Annotated in this window: 17 protein-coding genes and 2 pseudogenes; 13 read left to right on the top strand and 6 right to left on the bottom strand. The window is 57.8% G+C overall.

The genetic code is table 11. The features are described 5' to 3' along the window. The first annotated feature begins 343 nt into the window (after positions 1–343). The 10 genes from AC0J6G_RS07105 (at position 344) to AC0J6G_RS07060 (ending at position 11,889) form a co-directional block, all read left to right on the top strand. Positions 344–2,569 (top strand): NADP-dependent isocitrate dehydrogenase, encoded by a 2,226-nt coding sequence (locus tag AC0J6G_RS07105; protein ID WP_475252589.1) that lies wholly within the window; start codon positions 344–346, stop codon positions 2,567–2,569. 121 nt (positions 2,570–2,690) lie between these two features. Continuing rightward, on the top strand, positions 2,691–3,131 hold the full coding sequence (locus tag AC0J6G_RS07100) for an NUDIX hydrolase (protein WP_475252587.1): 441 nt from the start codon (positions 2,691–2,693) through the stop codon (positions 3,129–3,131). Between the two features lie 60 nt (positions 3,132–3,191). After that, positions 3,192–4,310: a tRNA 2-thiouridine(34) synthase MnmA gene (gene mnmA, locus AC0J6G_RS07095; protein WP_475252585.1), complete on the top strand. Its 1,119-nt coding sequence runs from the start codon at positions 3,192–3,194 to the stop codon at positions 4,308–4,310. Next, positions 4,307–4,927, top strand: coding sequence for a high frequency lysogenization protein HflD (gene hflD, locus AC0J6G_RS07090; RefSeq protein WP_475252583.1), 621 nt, complete (start codon positions 4,307–4,309; stop codon positions 4,925–4,927). Before mnmA ends, hflD begins: the two co-directional genes overlap by 4 nt. A 248-nt stretch (positions 4,928–5,175) precedes the next feature. Continuing rightward, positions 5,176–6,546 carry an adenylosuccinate lyase gene (gene purB / locus AC0J6G_RS07085; RefSeq protein WP_475252582.1) on the top strand — a complete coding sequence of 457 codons (1,371 nt, stop codon included), beginning with the start codon at positions 5,176–5,178 and terminating at the stop codon, positions 6,544–6,546. Between the two features lie 78 nt (positions 6,547–6,624). Continuing rightward, entirely contained in the window at positions 6,625–7,791 is a 1,167-nt protein-coding gene (locus tag AC0J6G_RS07080) for a ribosomal protein uL16 3-hydroxylase (protein ID WP_475252580.1), read from the top strand. Then, positions 7,784–8,209, top strand: coding sequence for a GNAT family N-acetyltransferase (locus AC0J6G_RS07075; protein WP_475252578.1), 426 nt, complete (start codon positions 7,784–7,786; stop codon positions 8,207–8,209). The genes AC0J6G_RS07080 and AC0J6G_RS07075 overlap by 8 nt, the downstream gene beginning before the upstream one ends. 8 nt (positions 8,210–8,217) lie before the next feature. Further along, positions 8,218–8,859 (top strand): DUF7931 domain-containing protein, encoded by a 642-nt coding sequence (locus AC0J6G_RS07070; protein WP_475252576.1) that lies wholly within the window; start codon positions 8,218–8,220, stop codon positions 8,857–8,859. Further along, positions 8,856–9,665 (top strand): secretin N-terminal domain-containing protein, encoded by an 810-nt coding sequence (locus AC0J6G_RS07065; protein WP_475252574.1) that lies wholly within the window; start codon positions 8,856–8,858, stop codon positions 9,663–9,665. Before AC0J6G_RS07070 ends, AC0J6G_RS07065 begins: the two co-directional genes overlap by 4 nt. Before the next feature lie 628 nt (positions 9,666–10,293). Further along, positions 10,294–11,889: an isocitrate lyase gene (locus AC0J6G_RS07060; protein WP_475252572.1), complete on the top strand. Its 1,596-nt coding sequence runs from the start codon at positions 10,294–10,296 to the stop codon at positions 11,887–11,889. A 237-nt stretch (positions 11,890–12,126) separates the two neighbouring features. Here the strand turns inward: AC0J6G_RS07060 and AC0J6G_RS07055 are convergent. Together AC0J6G_RS07055 and AC0J6G_RS07050 are read right to left on the bottom strand one after the other, a co-directional pair. Next, a pseudogene (locus AC0J6G_RS07055) lies at positions 12,127–13,413 on the bottom strand (methyl-accepting chemotaxis protein); the annotation flags it as partial. Positions 13,414–13,543: 130 nt separating this feature from the next. Beyond that, the gene (locus AC0J6G_RS07050; protein ID WP_475252570.1) at positions 13,544–14,863 is read right to left on the bottom strand and encodes a Na+/H+ antiporter family protein; all 1,320 of its coding nucleotides are present in this window, start codon (positions 14,861–14,863) and stop codon (positions 13,544–13,546) included. Positions 14,864–15,135: 272 nt separating this feature from the next. Between AC0J6G_RS07050 and AC0J6G_RS07045 the strand changes: the two are divergent. From AC0J6G_RS07045 to AC0J6G_RS07035, 3 genes and pseudogenes are all read left to right on the top strand, one after another. Then, positions 15,136–16,422 (top strand): annotated as a pseudogene (locus AC0J6G_RS07045) (PDC sensor domain-containing protein); the annotation flags it as partial. Between the two features lie 102 nt (positions 16,423–16,524). Continuing rightward, the gene (locus AC0J6G_RS07040; RefSeq protein WP_475253637.1) at positions 16,525–17,280 is read left to right on the top strand and encodes a methyl-accepting chemotaxis protein; all 756 of its coding nucleotides are present in this window, start codon (positions 16,525–16,527) and stop codon (positions 17,278–17,280) included. Between the two features lie 104 nt (positions 17,281–17,384). After that, the gene (locus AC0J6G_RS07035) at positions 17,385–17,981 is read left to right on the top strand and encodes an NADPH-dependent FMN reductase (RefSeq protein ID WP_475252568.1); all 597 of its coding nucleotides are present in this window, start codon (positions 17,385–17,387) and stop codon (positions 17,979–17,981) included. Between the two features lie 26 nt (positions 17,982–18,007). On the opposite strand, the gene AC0J6G_RS07030 is transcribed toward AC0J6G_RS07035, so the two are convergent. Genes AC0J6G_RS07030 through AC0J6G_RS07015 form a run of 4 tightly spaced genes read right to left on the bottom strand, consistent with a single transcriptional unit; the run spans position 18,008 to position 20,618 of the window. Beyond that, entirely contained in the window at positions 18,008–19,327 is a 1,320-nt protein-coding gene (locus tag AC0J6G_RS07030; protein WP_475252566.1) for an ATP-binding protein, read from the bottom strand. Then, a complete protein-coding gene (locus AC0J6G_RS07025) occupies positions 19,324–19,992 on the bottom strand; it encodes a response regulator transcription factor (RefSeq protein WP_475252564.1) in 669 nt (222 codons plus the stop codon). Before AC0J6G_RS07025 ends, AC0J6G_RS07030 begins: the two co-directional genes overlap by 4 nt. Further along, positions 19,993–20,310, bottom strand: a complete 318-nt coding sequence (locus AC0J6G_RS07020) for a PepSY domain-containing protein (RefSeq protein WP_475252562.1) — start codon at positions 20,308–20,310, stop codon at positions 19,993–19,995. Beyond that, on the bottom strand, positions 20,310–20,618 hold the full coding sequence (locus AC0J6G_RS07015) for a PepSY domain-containing protein (protein ID WP_475252560.1): 309 nt from the start codon (positions 20,616–20,618) through the stop codon (positions 20,310–20,312). The genes AC0J6G_RS07020 and AC0J6G_RS07015 overlap by 1 nt, the downstream gene beginning before the upstream one ends. Between the last annotated feature and the right edge of the window lie 97 nt (positions 20,619–20,715).

The following is a 20,715-nucleotide window of genomic DNA, read 5'->3' as shown; positions in this document are numbered from 1 at the left end:
TAAAACGTCAGATCGCCCGAGAGTAACCCACTTGAATCGGGCGAAACCATATGTTCATTGGTCTTATGCGCCAAGGCATTCTGCGACGCGCTGCCGCAGTGATATACTGCGTGCCTGACCAACAGGTCATAAGGCGTAGACACCCCAAATAAGTGCCTCGCGCCTTGAACCCGTCGAACTGCTACAGCGATTCAACGGTTCGAAATGCTCAACACTCTACTGGTGCATCCATCATCACCGCGGCAAGACCTCGATTTCAGGCCCGCTCACCACTGGGCTCCGGCGCTTACCTGCGCATGTCGAGTGCTTATGCACGCTCAGCAAAGAAGAGAGTTAACTCTAAATGTCCACCCCTTCGAAGATCATTTATACCTTCACTGACGAAGCCCCAGCCCTTGCGACTTACTCGCTCCTACCTATTGTAGAAGCCTTCGCAGCCTCTGCTGGCATTGCCGTCGAAACCCGCGACATCTCTCTTGCAGCGCGCATCCTCGCCAGTTTTGCTGACCAACTGGATGCCGATAAGCAGGTCGATGACGACCTCGCCAAACTGGCAGTGCTGGCAACTTCGCCTGAAGCTAACATCATCAAACTGCCTAACATCAGCGCCTCAGTACCGCAGCTCAAAGCGGCCATCGCCGAGCTGCAGGCTCAGGGCTACAACATCCCGAATTTTCCTGAAGACCCGCAAACGGATGCCGAAAAAGAAGCCCGTGCGCGTTACAGCAAGGTGCTTGGCAGTGCGGTAAACCCGGTACTGCGTGAAGGCAACTCCGACCGCCGCGCGCCGGCAGCAGTCAAAGCCTTCGTCCGTAAACACCCCCACTCGATGGGTGCGTGGAGCATGGCGTCACAATCTCACGCAGACTACATGCGTGGCGGCGACTTCTTCTCCAGTGAGCAATCCATCACCATGTCCAAGGCCGGTGATGTGCGTATTGAGTTTGTTGGCAAAGACGGCAAGGTTGAAGTCAAGAAGCAGCTCGCACTCCAGGAAGGCGAAGTCTTCGACAGCATGTTTATGAGCTGCCGCAAGCTGCGTGAATTCTTCGAGAAGACCCTGCAGGACTGCAAGGAAACCGGCGTAATGTGGTCCTTGCACGTCAAGGCAACCATGATGAAGGTCTCTCACCCGATCGTCTTCGGCCACGCCGTCAGCGTTTACTACAAGGATGTGTTCGACAAATACGGCAAGCTGTTTGAAGAGCTGGGCGTCAACCCGAACAATGGCATCAGCAGCGTCTACGACAAGATCAAATCCCTGCCGGCTTCGCAGCAGGAAGAAATCCTTGATGACATCCATGCCTGCTACAGCGGCCGCCCAGAAATGGCCATGGTTGATTCGGTTAAAGGCATCACCAACCTGCACATTCCAAGCGATGTGATCGTTGACGCGTCGATGCCAGCGATGATCCGCAGCTCCGGGCAGATGTGGGGCAAGGATGGCAAGCTCAAGGACACCAAAGCGGTGATGCCGGAAAGCACTTACGCCCGCATTTATCAGGAAATGATCAATTTCTGCAAAACCAATGGCGCGTTCGACCCAACCACCATGGGCAGCGTACCGAACGTTGGCCTCATGGCGCAGAAGGCCGAAGAATACGGCTCTCACGATAAAACCTTCGAAATGACTGCCGATGGCAGCATGCGCGTGGTGCTGGCTGATGGCACTGTGCTGATGCAGCATGAGGTTGAGGCTGGCGACATTTGGCGCGCCTGCCAGACCAAAGATGCGCCGATCCGTGATTGGGTCAAGCTGGCAGTGACCCGTGCACGTCAATCCAACACACCAGCCATTTTCTGGCTTGACCCTGAGCGTGCTCACGACCGTGAGCTGCAGAAGAAGGTTGAAATCTACCTGCAGGACCATGACCTCAGGGGCTTGGATATCCGTGTGATGGGCTACAACGAAGCCATCCGCGTAAGCATGGAGCGTCTGATTCGTGGCCTGGACACCATTTCGGTCACCGGTAACGTACTGCGCGACTACCTGACTGACCTGTTCCCGATCATGGAGCTGGGCACGTCGGCAAAAATGCTTTCTATCGTTCCACTGATGGCGGGCGGTGGCATGTACGAAACCGGTGCCGGCGGTTCTGCACCCAAGCATGTCCAGCAATTGATCGAAGAAAACCACCTGCGCTGGGATTCGCTGGGCGAGTTCCTCGCGCTGGCAGTTTCTCTTGAAGAAACCGGCATCAAGACCAACAACCCGAAAGCCAAACTGTTGGGTACAACCCTGGACGCCGCTACCGGCAAGTTGCTCGATACCAACAAGTCGCCATCGCGCAAAACCGGCGAGCTGGATAACCGTGGCAGCCACTTCTACCTGGCCCTGTATTGGGCACAGGAACTGGCAGCACAAAATGAAGACATGGACCTCAAAGCGCAGTTTGCTCCGCTGGCCAAAGCCCTGACAGAGAACGAGGCAACTATTCTTGCCGAGCTCAGCGCTGTACAAGGCAAACCGGTGGACATTGGCGGCTACTACCGCGCCAATCCGCAACTGACCAGCCAAGTCATGCGCCCAAGCAGCACCTTTAACACAGCCCTAGCCGCACTGGCGTAAGCCACGCGTCTGGTAAGCAATGCAGTAATAACGCAAACCCCGGCCACTGCCGGGGTTTGTGCATTCTACGTCAGCAGAACCACGTTATGATCGACATTTCACTCATCAATTAAGGACGCATATGGACTGGCAGCCGCATATCACCGTCGCCACCGTCATTGAAGATCAGGGGCGTTTTCTCTTGGTCGAAGAAATGGCCGAAGGCCGTGCAGTCTTCAATCAACCCGCTGGTCATTTAGAGGCAAACGAAAGCCTGTTGCAGGCCGCCATTCGTGAAACCCTCGAAGAAACAGGCTGGGATGTTGAGTTGACCGGTATCACCGGCATCTATCTGTACACCGCGCCCAGTAATGGCGTGACCTACCAGCGAGTGTGCTTTGCAGCCAAGGCCTTGCAGCATCACCCCGACTACGTGCTGGATAAGGGCATCATTGGCCCTCGCTGGCTCAGCCGCGATGAACTGGCCGCGCAGCCTGAGCGCTGGCGCAGTGAGTTGGTGTTGCGGTGTATTGATGACTACCTCAGCGGCGAGTGTTTTGCACTGACACTCATCCGTGATTAACGACCTCAGGTCTCGGCCTGTTAGAATTGCCCTCTTTTTCAGCCCGTGCCCAGTATCCCCATGCCAGATCCTACTACCCAGCGCGTAATCGTCGGCATGTCCGGCGGCGTCGATTCCTCTGTTTCCGCCCTGCTCCTGCTTGAGCAGGGGTATCAGGTCGAAGGCCTGTTTATGAAAAACTGGGATGAAGACGACGGCACAGACTACTGCACCGCCATGGACGATCTGGCCGATGCTCAGGCCGTGTGCGATAAAATTGGCATCAAGCTGCACACCGCCAATTTTGCCGCCGAGTACTGGGACAACGTCTTTGAGCACTTCCTCGCCGAATACAAGGCCGGGCGTACGCCCAACCCGGACATTCTGTGCAACCGCGAAATCAAGTTCAAAGCCTTCCTCGATTACGCCCTGATGCTGGGCGCTGACCTGATCGCCACCGGCCATTACGTGCGCCGCCGCGACGTCGACGGGCGCACCGAGCTCCTCAAGGGGCTAGATCCCAACAAGGATCAGAGCTACTTCCTGCATGCGGTGGGCGGTGAGCAGATCGCCAAGACCTTGTTCCCTATTGGCGAACTGGAAAAACCTGCGGTGCGTGCCATCGCCGAGAAATACGCCCTGGCCACTGCCAAGAAGAAGGATTCAACCGGCATCTGCTTTATCGGCGAACGGCGCTTTAGCGACTTCCTCAAGCAGTACCTACCCGCTCAGCCTGGCAATATAGAAACCACCGAAGGCGACGTCATCGGCCGTCATCACGGCCTTATGTACCACACCATCGGCCAACGCCAGGGCTTGGGCATTGGCGGGTTGAAAGATGCCAGTGATGAACCGTGGTATGTGCTGCACAAGGACCTGGCTCGTAACGTGCTGGTAGTGGGCCAAGGCAATGAACACCCCTGGCTGTTTAGCCGAGCCCTGCTCGCTTCAGAGATTTACTGGGTTAACCCGATAGACCTAAGCACGCCACGCGAGCTGACCGCCAAGGTGCGTTATCGCCAAAGTGATCAGGCCTGCACCCTGGAGAAAACTGCCAGCAGCTATCGCGCCGTATTCAACGAGCCGCAGCGTGCCGTTACCCCGGGCCAGTCCGTGGTGTTCTACGACGGTGAAATCTGCTTGGGCGGCGGCGTCATAGAAATTGCCGAACCCTGGACCGCACGGGAGCAAGTGGCTTGAACCCAATTCGTGAGCAACTGATCGCCCTCGGCGCGGTATTCGAATCAGCCGTATTGGTCGACAAACTGGCGCGCACCGGCCAAGTCGGCGAACCGGCCGTAGCCTGCATGATCAACAGCCTGCTGGTACGCGACCCAAAAGATACATTGGACGTCTATGGTGGCGATGACCTCAACCTGCGCGACGGCTACCGCGCACTGGCCAGCGCCCTAGAGCGCGATCCCGGCAGCTTGCAGCGTGACCCGCTGCGCTATGCCCTAGCCCTGCTGGCGCTGGAGCGCCAATTGAATAAGCGCGATGATATGCTGCAAATCATGGGCAGCCGCCTCGATCAGGTGCAGCAGCAGGTCGAGCACTTCGGTCCAACCCATGAAAACGTGATATCCAACTGCGCCAGTCTTTACCAGGACACCATCAGCACCTTCCGCCAACGCATCCAGGTGCAAGGCGATATGCGTCATTTACAGCAGACCAACAATGCCGCGAAGATTCGCGCCCTGCTGCTTGCCGGCATTCGCTCCGCGCGCTTGTGGCGCCAACTGGGTGGTCATCGCTGGCAGATGGTGTTTAGCCGTAGCAAGTTACTCAAAGAACTTTACCCACTGCTACGCGATTGATCACGCCTGATAGATGGGCTTACCCACCATGCTGGTGACGCTATGTGCCGGGCGGATTGCCTAGCAATGCATGAATTAGGCCCAGCCGTGAGCCCCTTCGGCTGATGCTGCACGGGCTTTTACAGCAAACCGACTAAGTTTTATCCAAGCGCACGCAGCTGAACGGTAACAGCCAATCACGGCCTGACTGCCGATTTCATGTATGATATGCGCCCTTTTCAATGCCCGATTGTCCGAGAACGCCTCCCATGCAGCTTTCCTCGCTCACCGCGGTTTCCCCCGTTGATGGCCGCTATGCCGGCAAAACCAGCGCACTGCGCCCAATTTTCAGCGAATACGGCCTGATCCGTTTCCGCGTCCTTGTTGAGGTCCGCTGGTTGCAGCGCCTGGCCGCTCATGAAGGTGTTGCCGAAGTGGCGCCCTTCTCCGCCGAAGCCAACGCAGTACTCAATGAGCTGGCGGATAATTTCGCCATCGAACACGCTGAACGCGTGAAAGAAATTGAGCGCACCACCAACCATGACGTCAAAGCCGTGGAGTACCTGCTCAAGGAACAGGCGGCCAAGCTGCCTGAGCTGGACAAGGTCAGCGAGTTCATCCACTTCGCCTGCACCAGTGAGGACATCAACAACCTGTCCCACGCCCTGATGCTGCGCGAAGGCCGCGACAGCGTGCTGCTGCCACTGATGCGCCAAACGGCCGAAGCCATTCGCGAACTGGCGATCAAATTTGCCGACGTACCGATGCTCTCGCGCACCCACGGTCAGCCAGCTTCGCCGACTACTCTGGGCAAAGAGCTGGCCAACGTGGTCTACCGCCTTGAGCGGCAGATCGCTCAGGTCGCAGCCGTACCGCTGCTGGGCAAGATCAACGGTGCCGTGGGCAACTACAACGCGCACCTATCGGCTTACCCGCAGATCGACTGGGAAGCCAACGCGCGCCAGTTCATCGAAGGTGACCTGGGCCTGCAGTTCAACCCCTACACCACGCAGATCGAACCGCACGACTACATCGCCGAACTGTTCGATGCCATCGCTCGCTTCAACACCATCTTGATCGACTTTGATCGCGATATCTGGGGCTATATCTCCCTGGGCTATTTCAAGCAGCGCACCATCGCCGGGGAAATCGGTTCCTCGACCATGCCGCACAAGGTCAATCCAATCGACTTCGAGAACTCCGAAGGCAACCTGGGTATCGCCAACGCACTGTTCCAGCACCTGGCCAGCAAGTTGCCAATCTCGCGCTGGCAGCGCGACCTGACCGACTCCACCGTGCTGCGTAACCTCGGTGTCGGCTTTGCTCACAGCGTTATTGCTTACGAGGCCAGCCTCAAAGGCATCGGCAAGCTGGAGCTGAACGAAGCGCGTATCGCCGCTGACTTGGACGCGTGCTGGGAAGTACTCGCCGAGCCGATCCAGACGGTGATGCGCCGCTACGCCATCGAAAACCCCTACGAAAAACTCAAAGAGTTGACCCGTGGCAAAGGCATCAGCTCCGAAGCCCTGCAGACTTTCATCGATGGCTTGGACATGCCCGCTGCGGCCAAAGCCGAGCTCAAGTTATTGACCCCCGCCAACTACATCGGCAATGCAATCGCTCAGGCTAAGCGTATATAAACAGTAGTAGCCACCCGGACGCCCGGCTGCGCCGGGCGTTTTTATTTATGGGTATTTATCTCTTTCAAGGGCTTAGCAATGAATCCTGATATTCCACTGCAACTTCTGGGCGGCATTACTGCACGCGAATTTATGCGTGACTACTGGCAGAAGAAACCCTTACTGGTACGTCAAGCCATACCTGGCTTTGAGAGCCCCATCTCCCCGGATGAGCTGGCCGGCCTGGCGCTGGAAGAAGAAATCGAATCGCGCCTGGTGATTGAACATGGCGAGCACCCGTGGGAGCTGCGCCGCGGCCCGTTTGCCGAAGACGCCTTTGCCGAACTGCCCGAGCGCGACTGGACCCTGCTGGTGCAGGCGGTCGACCAGTTCGTTCCGGAAGTGGCTGAACTGCTGGAAGAATTCAAATTCCTGCCCAAATGGCGCATTGATGACGTGATGGTCAGCTTCGCCGTGCCGGGTGGCGGCGTGGGTCCACATTACGACAACTACGACGTCTTTCTTTTGCAGGGTTACGGCAAACGCCTCTGGCAGGTTGGCCAAGTGTGCGATTCCGATAGCCCCATGCTGCAACACGCGGATCTAAAGATCCTTGCTGAATTCGTTAAAACTGAAGAATGGGTTCTGGAGCCCGGCGACATGCTTTATCTGCCGCCGCGCCTGGCCCACTGTGGTACCGCTGAGGATGATTGTATGACGTATTCCGTAGGCTTCCGTGCGCCGAGCGCTGCTGAAGTTCTCACCCATTTCACTGATTTTCTCGGCCAGTTCCTGCCTGATGAAGAGCGCTACAGCGACGCCGGCGCCGAGCCGACCAACGACCCGACGCAGATCCAGCGCGACGCCCTGGACCGCCTTAAGGCCCTGCTCACCGAACACATGAGCGATGAGCGCCTGCTGATGACCTGGTTTGGCCAGTTTATGACCGAGCCTAAGTATCCGGAGCTGATTGCCGGCATCGAGATCGATGAAGAAGCCTTTCTCGCGGGTCTTGAAGATGGCGCGATCCTGATTCGCAACCCGAGCGCACGCCTGGCCTGGTCGGAAGTCGGTGAAGACCTGGTGCTGTTTGCCAGCGGCCAGAGCCGTCTGCTTTCGGCCAGTCTGCGTGAGCTGCTCAAGCTGGTGTGCGCAGCTGATGCGTTGCATATCGAAAACCTCGGTGCGTGGCTCGCCGATGATGAAGGGCGTAACCTGTTGGTAGAACTGGTCAAACAAGGCAGCTTGGAGTTTGCTGATGAGTGAGATACACGTTCGTCTGGCCAACTGGCAGAAGGACAACGCTGACCTGCGGCGCATTCGCGAAACCGTGTTTATCGCGGAGCAAGCGGTACCGCCGGAGCTCGAATGGGACGCTGAGGACGCTGAAGCTCTGCATTTTCTGGCATTCGAAGGTGACTACCCGATCGGCACCGCGCGTTTATTACCCGATGGCCATATTGGCCGGGTGTCAGTGCTTAAAGACTGGCGCGGCATGAACGTGGGCGTGGCACTGATTGAAGCGGTGATCGCCGAAGCGGAAAAGCGCGACCTGACGCAACAAATGCTCAGCGCCCAGGTGCACGCCACGGCCTTCTATGAAAAGCTCGGGTTTGCCATCGTCAGCGGGGAATACCTGGACGCCGGCATTCCTCACGTAGATATGGTGCGTCACAGCGCCTAGAGGCCAAGATGAACGACGAAAACGCCCCGAGTGATGCCACCGAGCCGCTGGAACCCATAGAGCTTCCCGCCATCGAGTTTCAGTCACCGGGGCGTTTTGCTGTGCACAATCCGGGCGGCCCTCGCTCGGATAGCCCGCAGGCGGAGCCGGCTCCGTTTATCCTCGGTGCGCATACAACTCTGGAGCGATTCAGCCAACCCGAGCAAGCCCGTGCCCATGCCCTCGCCCTGCTGCAACAAGCGCAGCGCAGCCTGTGCATCTACAGCCATGACCTTGAGCCCTGGCTCTACCACCACAGCAGCGTGCAAGATGCCTGTACGCGTTTTCTCCTGGCCAGCCCACGCAATCAATTGCGCATTCTGCTGCGCGACCCCAGCCGGGCAGTCAAGGAAGGTCACCGTTTGCTCAGCCTTTCACGCCGGCTCTCAAGCAACCTGCAGATACGCAAATTGCACCCGGACTACCCTAGTGAGGCCCTCGCTTTTTTGCTGGCTGATGACCGCGGCTTGTTACTTTTGCCCGACATTGGCCAAGCCAGCGGCTATGCCCTATACCAAGACCCCGGCCGCAATCGCCAGCGCCGTGCACAGTTCGACCAAGCCTGGGACACCAGCATTACCGACGCTGATTTACGGAGTTTTCTGCTATGAAGGTTCGTGCCCTGCTCGCCGCTGCGCTACTGAGTTGTAGTCTGTCCCTTAGCGCCGCTACCGAAGTGATTCCGCTGAATTTCCGCACCGCTGATGAGGTGCTCAACGTGGTGCAATCGGTACTCGGCCACGAGGGCAAGGTCAACGCTTATGGCAACCAACTAATCGTCAATGCCGAGCCGGCAAAAATTGCCGAGGTGCGCGCCCTGCTGCAGCAACTCGACACCGAACCGCGTCGCCTACTGATCAGCGTCGACACCAATGAATCGGGCTTTCAGTCCGATCGCGGCTATCGCGCCGACGGCACGATTAGCGCCGGCAATGGTGAAATCCAAATCGGTCAGGGTGAAATCAATGGCCGCGACCAGGTGCGCATTATCCGCCGCAGCACCGACAGCCGCAGCGGCGGTGTCCAGCAAGTACAGGCCACCGAGGGCTACCCGGCACTGATTCAGGTTGGCCAGAGCGTCCCCCTGACCACCCGCGGCCTTGATGCCTACGGCCAGCCCTACGGCAACACTCAATACCGTGATGTCACCCGCGGTTTCTACGTGACCGCTAGCCTCAGTGGCGAGCGGGTGCACATTAGTATCAGCAGCAACCGTGACAGACTTAGCCAATCACAACCCGGCGCTATCGATGTGCAAAGCACCGACACGCGGGTTAGCGGGCGACTGGGTGAGTGGATCAGCATTGGCGGCGTGAGCGAGCAGAGCCAAGGTGAGGAAGGCAACTTTCTGCAACACCGCTCGACCCAGGGCCGCGAAGACATAAATATACGCGTCAAGGTGGACGTCGTGAACTGAGGCCCACAGGGCCTAGACGCTGCACCGGCGCAGGTGCAGCGTCTATCAACCACAACGCAGCCCCATAGCCCCCCACCACCCGCTACCGCGCGCATGCAGCCCCTGCACCGTAACACCCCTAAATAGAGCTGCTCACGCTGAGTTATTGGTCGCTTTTAGACTTATGTAGTAGTCACTCGAAAAGCACTACAAAATAATTGACGAACAGTTTTGACAGAGGCATGATGGCGTCGCTCCCGCTAATCAGAGGTGCTGAAAGGCCCTCCGAATCGCGCTCCAAGTTACCCTCAGAGCCGATTTGCGTTGTAAAGCCCACAAGGCCGTTCGATGAGATTGCGACTGGAACGAAGTTGTCCTGAGGGACGGGGAAGCGTTTAGCAACAGCACGCATTAAGCACAGCAGGTTGAGTCGTCTAACGGTATCTGTAACGCCGATAAACGCGAATGGCCCCGCCATTTACAGCAGCTGATGCCCGCGAACTGTTTAGCTGGTCACCCTCCTCCCGGATCAATTCCGTCTCAAGTCGATGTCTCGGCGTTCTGCAGTTGGCTACAACAACCTCCAGCAACACAGGTGTTCAGTGGGGAAGTCGGTGCTCAACCAAACACATACTTTGAAGGATTGACCATGTCAGCTTATCAAAACGACATCAAAGCCGTTGCCGCCCTTAAAGCCGCTGCCGGCAGCAGCTGGAGCGCTATCGACCCTGAGTCCGTAGCCCGTATGCGCGCCCAGAACCGCTTCAAAACCGGTCTGGAAATCGCCCAGTACACTGCTGATATCATGCGCAAAGACATGGCTGAGTACGATGCTGACTCCTCCGTCTATACCCAGTCGCTGGGTTGCTGGCATGGTTTCATCGGTCAGCAGAAGCTGATTTCGATCAAGAAGCACCTGAAGACCACCAACAAGCGCTACCTCTACCTGTCGGGTTGGATGGTTGCTGCTCTGCGTTCGGATTTCGGTCCGCTGCCGGATCAGTCCATGCACGAGAAAACCTCGGTTTCCGGCCTGATCGAAGAGCTGTACACCTTCCTGCGCCAGGCTGACGCCCGCGAGCTGGACCTTCTGTTCACCGCGCTGGATGCAGCCCGCGCTGCTGACGATAACGCTAAAGCGGCTGAAATCCAGAACCAGATCGACAACTACGAAACTCACGTAGTGCCAATCATCGCCGACATCGACGCGGGTTTCGGTAACCCGGAAGCCACCTACCTGCTGGCCAAGAAGATGATCGAAGCGGGTGCTTGCTGCATCCAGATCGAAAACCAGGTTTCCGATGAGAAGCAGTGCGGCCACCAGGACGGTAAAGTAACCGTTCCTCACGCCGACTTCCTGGCAAAGATCAACGCTGTTCGCTATGCATTCCTTGAGCTGGGCATCGACAACGGCGTGATCGTTGCGCGTACCGACTCCCTGGGTGCTGGCCTGACCAAGCAGATCGCTGTTACCAACCAGCCGGGCGACCTGGGCGACCAGTACAACTCCTTCCTCGATTGCGAAGAAGTGTCCCCTGCCGATCTGAAGAACGGCGACGTGGTTCTGAACCGCGAAGGCAAGCTGCTGCGTCCTAAGCGTCTGCCATCCAACCTGTTCCAGTTCCGTGCTGGCACCGGCGAAGCGCGCTGCGTACTGGACAGCATCACCTCGCTGCAGAACGGCGCTGACATGCTGTGGATCGAAACCGAGAAGCCACACGTCGGCCAGATCGCAGAAATGGTTAACGAAATCCGTAAAACCATCCCGAACGCCAAGCTGGTTTACAACAACAGCCCATCGTTCAACTGGACGCTGAACTTCCGTCAGCAAGCATTTGACACCATGGCTGCCGAAGGCAAAGACGTTTCCGCCTACGACCGCGCCAAGCTGATGAGCGTTGACTACGACGAAACTGAGTTGGCCAAGTTCGCTGACGAACGTATCCGCACCTTCCAGCGTGATGCGTCTTCCCAGGCCGGTATCTTCCACCACCTGATCACTCTGCCGACTTACCACACCGCCGCGCTGTCCACCGACAACCTGGCCAAAGGGTACTTCGCAGACCAGGGCATGCTGGCCTACGTGAAAGGCGTTCAGCGTGAGGAGATCCGTCAAGGTATCGCCTGCGTTAAGCACCAGAACATGTCCGGCTCCGACATCGGCGACGCTCATAAAGAGTACTTCGCAGGTGAAGCAGCCCTGAAAGCCGGCGGCAAAGACAACACCATGAACCAGTTCAGCTAAGAACCGGCTCACTCAACCGAGGCCACGATCAAGGTTGAGGGTGTGAACAAACCCCAGCAGAAATGCTGGGGTTTTTTTATGTGCGCAGCACCCGCTCACCGCTTTTCGCCAGAGCCGATGCGCCTGGTACCCAGCCATCTCAGCACCGCGTTTTACCTGTCTTCGTCAGTATGAGCGGCTGAATTCGGCGCTGAAAAAAGGGAAGCAACGCTTCCCTTTATGGCGATACACAAGCGTTTAAATGCGGAACTGACGCACCAACGCGCCCAATCGTTCTCCCAGCGCAGCCAGGTTGCGCGCGGTATGTGCGCCTTGCTGGGTTTCGTCGGCCACGCTGTCTACCGCCACGGCAATCTTGTGCACGCTGCGGTTGATCTCTTCGGCTACGGCGGTCTGCTCCTCGGCGGCGCTAGCGATTTGCGCGTTCATCGCGTTGATGGTGCCAATCAGTTGCGCGATGGCATCCAGCGACGTGCCAGCGCGATTGGCTTGTTCGCTGGTGACATCGCCGGCATCAATGGAGCGGCGCATCGCGGTCACCGCATCCTGGGTGCCCTTTTGCAGGCGGTCGATCATGCCCTGAATTTCCTGGGTGCTTTGCTGCGTGCGGCTGGCCAGCGCCCGCACTTCATCGGCGACCACGGCAAAGCCGTGCCCTGCTTCACCCGCGCGCGCAGCCTCGATGGCGGCGTTGAGTGCGAGCAGGTTGGTCTGTTCGGCGATGGAGCGAATCACGTCGAGCACGCTGACAATCGGCGACACGTCTTTCTGCAGGGTGTCGAGGGACACGCCGCTGTCGCGAATGTACTGCACCAGGGTGTGAATGCGTTCGATGCTGCCATCGACCACCTGTTTCGCCGCCTGGCCTTCGGTATCAGTCTTCTGCGCCGCTTCTGCCGCGCCCTGAGCGCTTTGCGCGACTTCATGGGCGGCGGCGGACATTTCATTAATAGCCGTGGCCACCTGATCGGTCTCATGACGCTGACGCTCCATGGCCTCTTCGGAGCGCTGCGCCTGGGTCGATACCTGGCCGACTAATTCGGTCAGTTGGCCGGTCATGTCGACAATTTGCCGCACCAGACCGTGGACTTTTTCAACAAACCGATTGAATGAACCCGCCAGCTGGCCAAGCTCATCATCACCATTAATCGGCAGACGCCGAGTCAGATCGCCTTCTCCGGCGGCGATGACATCGAGGTTGTCTTTGATCTGCTGCAGCGGCCGCAGGAAAGTGTTGCTCAGTACCACGCCGACAATGCCGAAAATCACCAACAGCACGGCGGCAATCACCATGATGCTGGTGATGATGGTGCTTATGCGCTCGTCGATTTCACCCTGCACCTGAGCAATCTGGGCCTCGACACCGTCGAGATTGATCGCCGTACCTAAGGCCATATCCCACTTGGGCAGGTAATAGCTGTAGGCCATTTTCGGCACGAGAATCGTGTCATCGCTCGGCAGTGGCGAGCTGTAATTGACGTAGTAACTGTTGTTCTTAGCGACATTCACCAGCTCACGGTTAATGTCAGACGCATCAGGCAGGCCCTTGCTTGGCGGTACAGCGAAATAAAAACGGGGCTACCGATAAACCGGTAGCCCCGCTGAAAGATTGAATAGCCTGGCGATGGAGCGCGTCAGGCGAACAATACTCCGGTTAAATCACCATAGCTGCTGCCCAACCGAATACCAGCAGTGGCAAGTTGTAGTGCAGGAAGGTCGGTACCACGCTGTCCCAGATATGGCTGTGCTGGCCGTCAACGTTAAGCCCGGCGGTTGGCCCGAGGGTCGAATCAGAGGCTGGTGAGCCGGCATCACCCAGCGCGCCGGCAGTGCCGACGATGCAGAGGATGGCCAGTGGGCTGAAGCCCAGCTGCAAACCCAGCGGCACGAAGATCGCTGCAATGATCGGTACGGTGGAGAACGATGAGCCGATGCCCATGGTCACCAACAGGCCGACTAAGAGCATAAGCAAGGCACCCAGTGCCTTGTCGTGCCCAATCAGCTCGGCAGCGCTCTCAACCAGACTTTTCACTTCGCCGGTAGCCTTCATCACTTCGGCAAAACCGGCGGCGGCGATCATGATGAAACCGATCATGGCCATCATTTTCATGCCTTCAGTAAACAGGCCATCGGCCTCTTTCCAGCGCACCACACCTGACACCGAAAAGATAATGAAACCGACCAGAGCACCGATAATCATCGAGTCCAGCCACAGCTGCACCACAAATGCGGCCATGATCGCCACACCGGCCACCAGCAGGCTCAGTGGGTTGTAGGCCACGTCCACACGTTCGGCCTGCTCGATCTTACTCAGGTCATACACGCGCTTTTTGCGGTAGCTGAATAGCACCGCCACCATTAGGCCGAACAGCATGCCCAGTGCTGGAATGGCCATGGCCTTGGTCACATCCAAGCCGCTGGTATCGACGCCACCACTGGCGACATTGGCCAGCAGAATGTCATTGAGGAAAATCCCGCCAAAGCCCACCGGCAGAAACATATACGGGGTAATCAGGCCGAAAGTCAGCACGCAGGCAATTAAGCGGCGGTCGAGTTGTAGCTTGCTCAGCACGTAGAGCAGCGGCGGTACCAGCAGTGGGATAAAGGCGATGTGAATCGGCAGGATGTTCTGCGAGGAAATGGCGACCACCAGCAGCAGACCGATCAGCAGCCATTTAAGCAAACCCGCACCTTTGGCGTCCTGTTTACCCACCATGGCCAAGGCTTTGTCAGCCAAAGCGTGGGCTAAGCCGGATTTGGCAATCGCCACGGCAAATGCGCCGAGCAAGGCGTAGGACAGCGCCACCGTTGCACCGCCACCCAAGCCTTTATTAAAAGCCGCCAGCGAGCCTTCAATCCCCAGACCACCGAGCAGGCCACCCGCCAATGCGCCGATAATCAGGGCCACTACCACATGCACGCGGCACAAGCTGAGAATCAGCATGATCCCCACTGCCGCAACGACTGCGTTCATCGATTTTCTCCCGCCATTAAGTAGGTCCGCGAAGGGGTGAGCCTTCGGTGGATGCTGCGCCGGTTAGGCGAAGGGCGCGTACTCTGCACAATGCTGACCGGCCTGTCAAAACAGCTGTAAAATATTTTGTACAAGGCGTAACAAATTTCGATTAATCTGACCCTTAGCGTGCCACCTGGCCTAATAATTGCGCGTTAACTTGATGTAAAACTTCAGAAAAGTGGCTCAGCGCCGATAATCGCGTTAAGCCTCATTCATAAAAGGTCCTGAAAATGCTGTTCAGCCGACTCTCCATCCAGTTGAAAATCACCCTGTTGGCAGGCCTGTGCTTGCTGGCCATTGTTGCCGTGCTGGTTTCGGCCTCGGTCATTCAGGCCTCGCGCAGTGCCAGTCTGGTCAAGCAGGCCAGCTCGGACATGCTGCAGGAATCAGCGCAGTTGCGTATGTCAGCGCGCGGAGAGTCTCAGGCGCTGCAAATGCAGCGTTATTTTATGGATGCCTATCAATATGGGCGCGGTGCAGCCACCCAGGTGCTATTTATCCGTGAGCAGGCAGAGAAGCGCTTTCTCGATGCCTTTGACCTGCGGGAAGACCTAACCCGTCAAGTGCGCAGCGCGCTAGAGGCTAACCGTAGCCTACTGGGCGTCTATGCGGTGTTTGAGCCCAACGCATTGGATGGCAAGGATGAACTCTTTGTTGACCAAGCTGAACTGGGCAGCAACGACAAAGGACGTTTTTCGATCTACTGGTCCCAGAACGAAAAAGGCGAGTTGAGCGCCGATGCCATGAAGGAAGAGAGCCTCAATGACTCAACCCCAGGCATCAGCGGCGCACCTTATAACGCCTGGTATACCTGCCCGCGTGAAAGCAAGCAGGTGTGCCTGCTCGATCCCTATATCGATGACACCGACGGCGTGAAAACCCTGATGACCAGCATCGCCTTCCCGCTGATTCAAGACGGTAAGGTGATCGGTGTACTGGGTGTGGACATCAGCTTGGCCAGCTTGCAGGAACTCAGTACCAGCGCCCACAAGGGTCTGTTTGATGGCGCCGGGCATGTCAGCATCATCAGCCCTGCTGGCCTTCTCGCCGGGCACAGCCGTGACAGCAGCCTGCTCGGCGGAAAACTGGCCGCTGCTTTTAGTGACCAGCACAGCGAGATGATCCGCCTGCTGGCCGCTAATCACCCTGAATTTATGCACCATGATGGCGCGCTGCAAGTGCTACAACCTCTGCTGCCTATCCCGGGTGCCAAACCCTGGGGCGTGTTGCTGGAAGTGCCAGAGAAGGTGCTGCTGGAACCGGCCACCCGCTTGGAAGCACAAATGGATGAAATGGGCACGCGCGATACCAGCATATCCCTCGGTTTGGGCCTGGCCGCCGGCGTGATCGGCATCCTACTCATCTGGCTGACGGCCCTGGGCGTCACGCGGCCGATTCTCGGTGTAGCGGCGATGCTGAAGAATATTGCCAGTGGTGAAGGTGACCTGACCCGTCGCTTGGAATACGCCAAACAAGATGAATTGGGCGAGCTGGCGAGCTGGTTCAACCGCTTTCTCGACAAGCTGCAGCCAATCATCACCGACGTAAAAAACAGTGTGCAGGACGCTCGCAGCACTGCGGATCAGTCTGCACTGATCGCCAGCCAAACCAGCGATGGCATGCAGCAGCAATACCGCGAAGTTGATCAGGTCGCCACCGCCTTCCAGGAAATGAGTGCCACCGCGCAAGATGTTGCGCACAACGCCGCTCAGGCCGCAGAAGCCGCGCGCAGTGCTGACCAAGCCAGCCGCGAGGGGATGGATGTAATCGGTAAGACCACCGCCAGTATTGAGTTGCTGGCGAATGAAATGAATGTGGCGATGCAGGAAGTCGAAGGCCTGGCGGACAGCAGCGAGAAAATCGGCTCAGTGCTTGAAGTGATTCGGTCCATCGCCGAGCAGACCAACCTGCTGGCCCTCAACGCGGCGATCGAAGCCGCCCGCGCGGGTGAAGCCGGCCGTGGTTTTGCCGTGGTTGCCGATGAAGTGCGCAACCTGGCCAAACGCACCCAGGACTCGGTGGAGGAAATCCGCCAAGTCATCGAAGGCCTGCAAAGCGGCACCAAGGAAGTGGTCAGCACCATGCACAGCAGCCATCGCCAGGCCCAGGGCAGTGTCGAGCAGGTTGAACAGGCCGTGGCCGTGTTGCAACGCATCAGTCAGGCCGTCAGCGTGATTACTGACATGAACCTGCAAATTGCCAGCGCGGCCGAAGAGCAGAGTTCGGTGGCCGAAGAGATCAACCGCAACGTGGCCTCGATTCGTGATGTCACCGAGTCAATTTCCGCCCAGGCTGATGAGTCGGCAAAAATCAGCCAGAACCTGAACAAACTGGCCAACCACCAACAAAGCCTGATGGATCAATTCCGCGTATAAGCGCCAGGTATTGCCGCCATCATGTTGTCGCCCTGGCGGCAATATTCTTGTGACGCAGGCTCGCAATCGCTAGCCTGCGTTTTTTTATATTAAAGAGGTGCCGCATGCTCAATATCGCTCTGGTGGCCGGGTCTGGCCGCACTAACAGTCAATCAGGCAAAGTTGCCCGCTTCTTGCGTCAGCGTCTGATTCAATTGGGTTACACCGATGATGCGCAGAGCAGCGTGATTGATCTGGGCCTTGCGCCACTGCCGCTCTGGCCAGCGGAAGATGCAGGCCCTTGGGGGCTGTATAGCAAGCAACTGGCGGCCGCCGATGCAGTGGTGATCATTTCGCCAGAGTGGAATGGCATGGCTTGCCCGGCTATCAAGAACTTCTTTATCTACGCCAGTAAAGCAGAACTGGCGCACAAACCAGGCCTATTGGTCGGCGTGTCGTCGGGGGTGGGTGGCGCTTACCCAATCAGTGAGTTGCGCGCCTCCAGCTACAAGAACTGCCGCCTTTGCTACCTGCCCGAGCACTTGATTGTACGCAACGTCGAGAAAGTGCTGAACACGCCGGAGCCGAGCAGCGAAGACGATCAGCGCCTGCATGCCCGTATTGATTATGAGCTGGATATTCTGGCCAAGTACGCGCATGCCCTACTCCCGGTTCGCGCCGGTATTGACATGAGCAACCCGGCATTTGCCAACGGCATGTGAACCTTGCCTTGTGCGTACCTGGAACCTCAGGTGCGCTTCAAGGGCAATGTGACCGTAACCCGCAAACCAGCCAGCGGGCTCTCACCCAACTGCAATTGGCCACCCCAGGCATCGACGATGTCACGCACGATGCCAAGCCCCAGGCCATGTCCAGCGACTTGCTCATCCAGGCGACTGCCGCGACTGAGTACTTCGTCGCGCTGGGCCGCATCGATACCCGGCCCGTCATCATCAATCAGCAATTGATAGCCGTGCTTCTCGCGGCTGATTTGTAGCTGCACCTGGCTATCAGCCCATTTGCAGGCGTTATCCAATACGTTGCCCAACAGCTCCAACAGATCTTCACGGTCCCAGGGTAAGCGCAGCCCAGGCTCGGCCTGCCAGACCAGTTCCAGGTGTTTGCCATGGATCATCGCCAGGGTCGAGAACAGCTCTGGCAGCTCGCTGGCGCAGTCGAAATGTGCCCCAGGTAGCACCTCGCCAGCCAGGCGTGCGCGGCCGAGCTCACGAGCGATGCGCTGCTCGATCTGTTGCAATTGCCCATTGAGGCTCGCCTGTAACTCGGGCAACTGGTTGAGTTCTTCACGGCCAGCCAGGCTGATCAATACCGCCAAGGGGGTTTTCAGCGCATGGCCGAGGTTACCGAGGGCGTTGCGTGAACGTTTCAGGGTGTCTTCGGTATGCGCCAGCAGATGGTTGATTTGCGCCACCAACGGCTCAAGCTCCAGCGGCACCTGCTGATCCAGCTGGCTGCGCTGGCCTTGCTGCAGTTGCATGATCTGTAGGCGGGTTTGTTCCAAGGGGCTCAGCGCCCGGCTGACGATCAGGCGCTGCAGCAACAGAATCAACACCAGCGCGGCGATGCCAAGGCCCAGGACAATTTTCTGCATATGGCTGAAGTTATTCAGCATCGGGGTGTAGTCGCGCGCCACATGAATCACGATCTGCTGGCCATAGCGTTGATAGTCAGCGCGGTACACCAGCCACTGTTGGCCTTGCGGCCCGTTGGCCAGGGTCTTTTGCAAACCAGCAGCCTCTGCAACGGGCAATTCATGGTCCCAGAGCGAGCGTGAACGCCAACTTTGCTGGCCAATATCAATACGAAAATACAGGCCCGAGTAAGGCCGCTTAAACACGGCGCTCAGGCGCCGCTCATCCAGTTGCAGGCCGTTAGGGCCACGTACAATCGCGCCCAACAGGGTTTGCGTTTCATCCTGCAAGGTTGTCTGCAGGTAACTGCGCAAGCTGCGGTCAAACAGCCAGAGGCTGCTTTGCGCCAGCAGCAAACCAACAATCAACAATACGCTGATCAAGCCCAGGCTCAGACGCCGCTGAATCGACCTCAAGCGATATCCCCATTAAAGCGATACCCCTGGCCGCGCCGGGTTTCAATGATCTCGCGGCCCAGTTTGCGCCGCAGGTGATTGACGTGAACCTCGATGACATTCGAATCGCGCTCGCTTTCGCCGTCATACAGGTGCTCGGCCAAATGGCTCTTCGACAGCAACTGCCCGGCATGCAGCATGAAATAGCGCAGCAAACGAAACTCGGCAGCCGTCAGCTGCACCTCGTCACCGTTGCGCTTAACCGTTTGCCGACTTTCATCCAGCTGCAAACCCGCCGCTTCCAGTTGCGGCTGGTTGGCTAGACCATGGGCGCGGCGCAACAAGGATTGGATGCGCAATTGCAACTCTTCCGGGTGGAAGGGTTTGCTCAGGTAATCATCAGCGCCGGCCTTGAGCCCTTCGATACGTTCGGCCCAAGAGCTGCGCGCGGTAAGGATCAATACCGGTGTGGTCAGGCCGCCAGCGCGCCATTCCTGCAACACCTCAAGCCCCGGCTTGCCAGGCAAGCCGAGGTCTAGAATGATCAGGTCATAGGGTTCGGTCGCCCCTTGGTAGGCGGCGTCACGGCCATCGGCCAACCAGTCCACCGCATAACCCTGGCGGTTCAAACCGGCAAGCAGTTCATCAGCCAGGGGGACGTGGTCTTCAACCAGCAATAAACGCATTCAGTCTTCTACCTCGTCCTTGAGCACTTCGCCGGTACTGGCGTGTAACTCCAGCTCACGCACGACGCCTTGTTCGGTCAACAGTTCGACTTCGTACACCAGCACGCCGTCCTCTTCTTCCAGCTCGACTTCCAGCAGCACCGCCCCCGGATGAGGCTGCAAGGCCATCTGCAATAACTGCTCAAGGGGGATGATCAGCCCCTCGCGGCGCAGGCGTAATGCTTCATCTTGATCTAGGTCGCGTGCGCTGCTGCTGAACGTCACCGTCAGCAGCAGGCAGGCCAGGAATGCGCGGGTAAGCCAAGCAGTGGTGTTCATCAATCGTCTCGTTGGTTCTTCAATACTTGCCCGTTAGTGGCGTCCAGCTCAACATCCCACTGCACGCCTTGGGTGTCACGGACTTCGACCTGATAGATATAGCGGCCGTATTCTTCTTCCAACTCAGTGTCTTCTGTCTTGCCGCCTGGGTGCAGGGCCAGTGCAGCTGCATTAAGTTTTTCGAAGGACTGGATGGTTCCTGCGTCACGCAGCTTGAGGGCTTCGTCTGGCCCCAAATCGCGGGCCTGAACCAGGCCGGCAGTCAGGGTTAAGGCGGCAGCAGCCAATACAGCGGTCAATGTTTTCATCTTCAAGTTCCTTATGGAGTTTGCTTTCGACAGGGCTCACGTTACTGCAGGCGACTTAACTCAAGCTGAATATGCCTCACGTGAATAGTTACACAGG

Source organism: Pseudomonas sp. TS_SC_3, from assembly GCF_056156225.1.
Note: the sequence above shows the minus strand (reverse complement) of the source record. Positions and strands in the feature narration are given on the sequence as shown.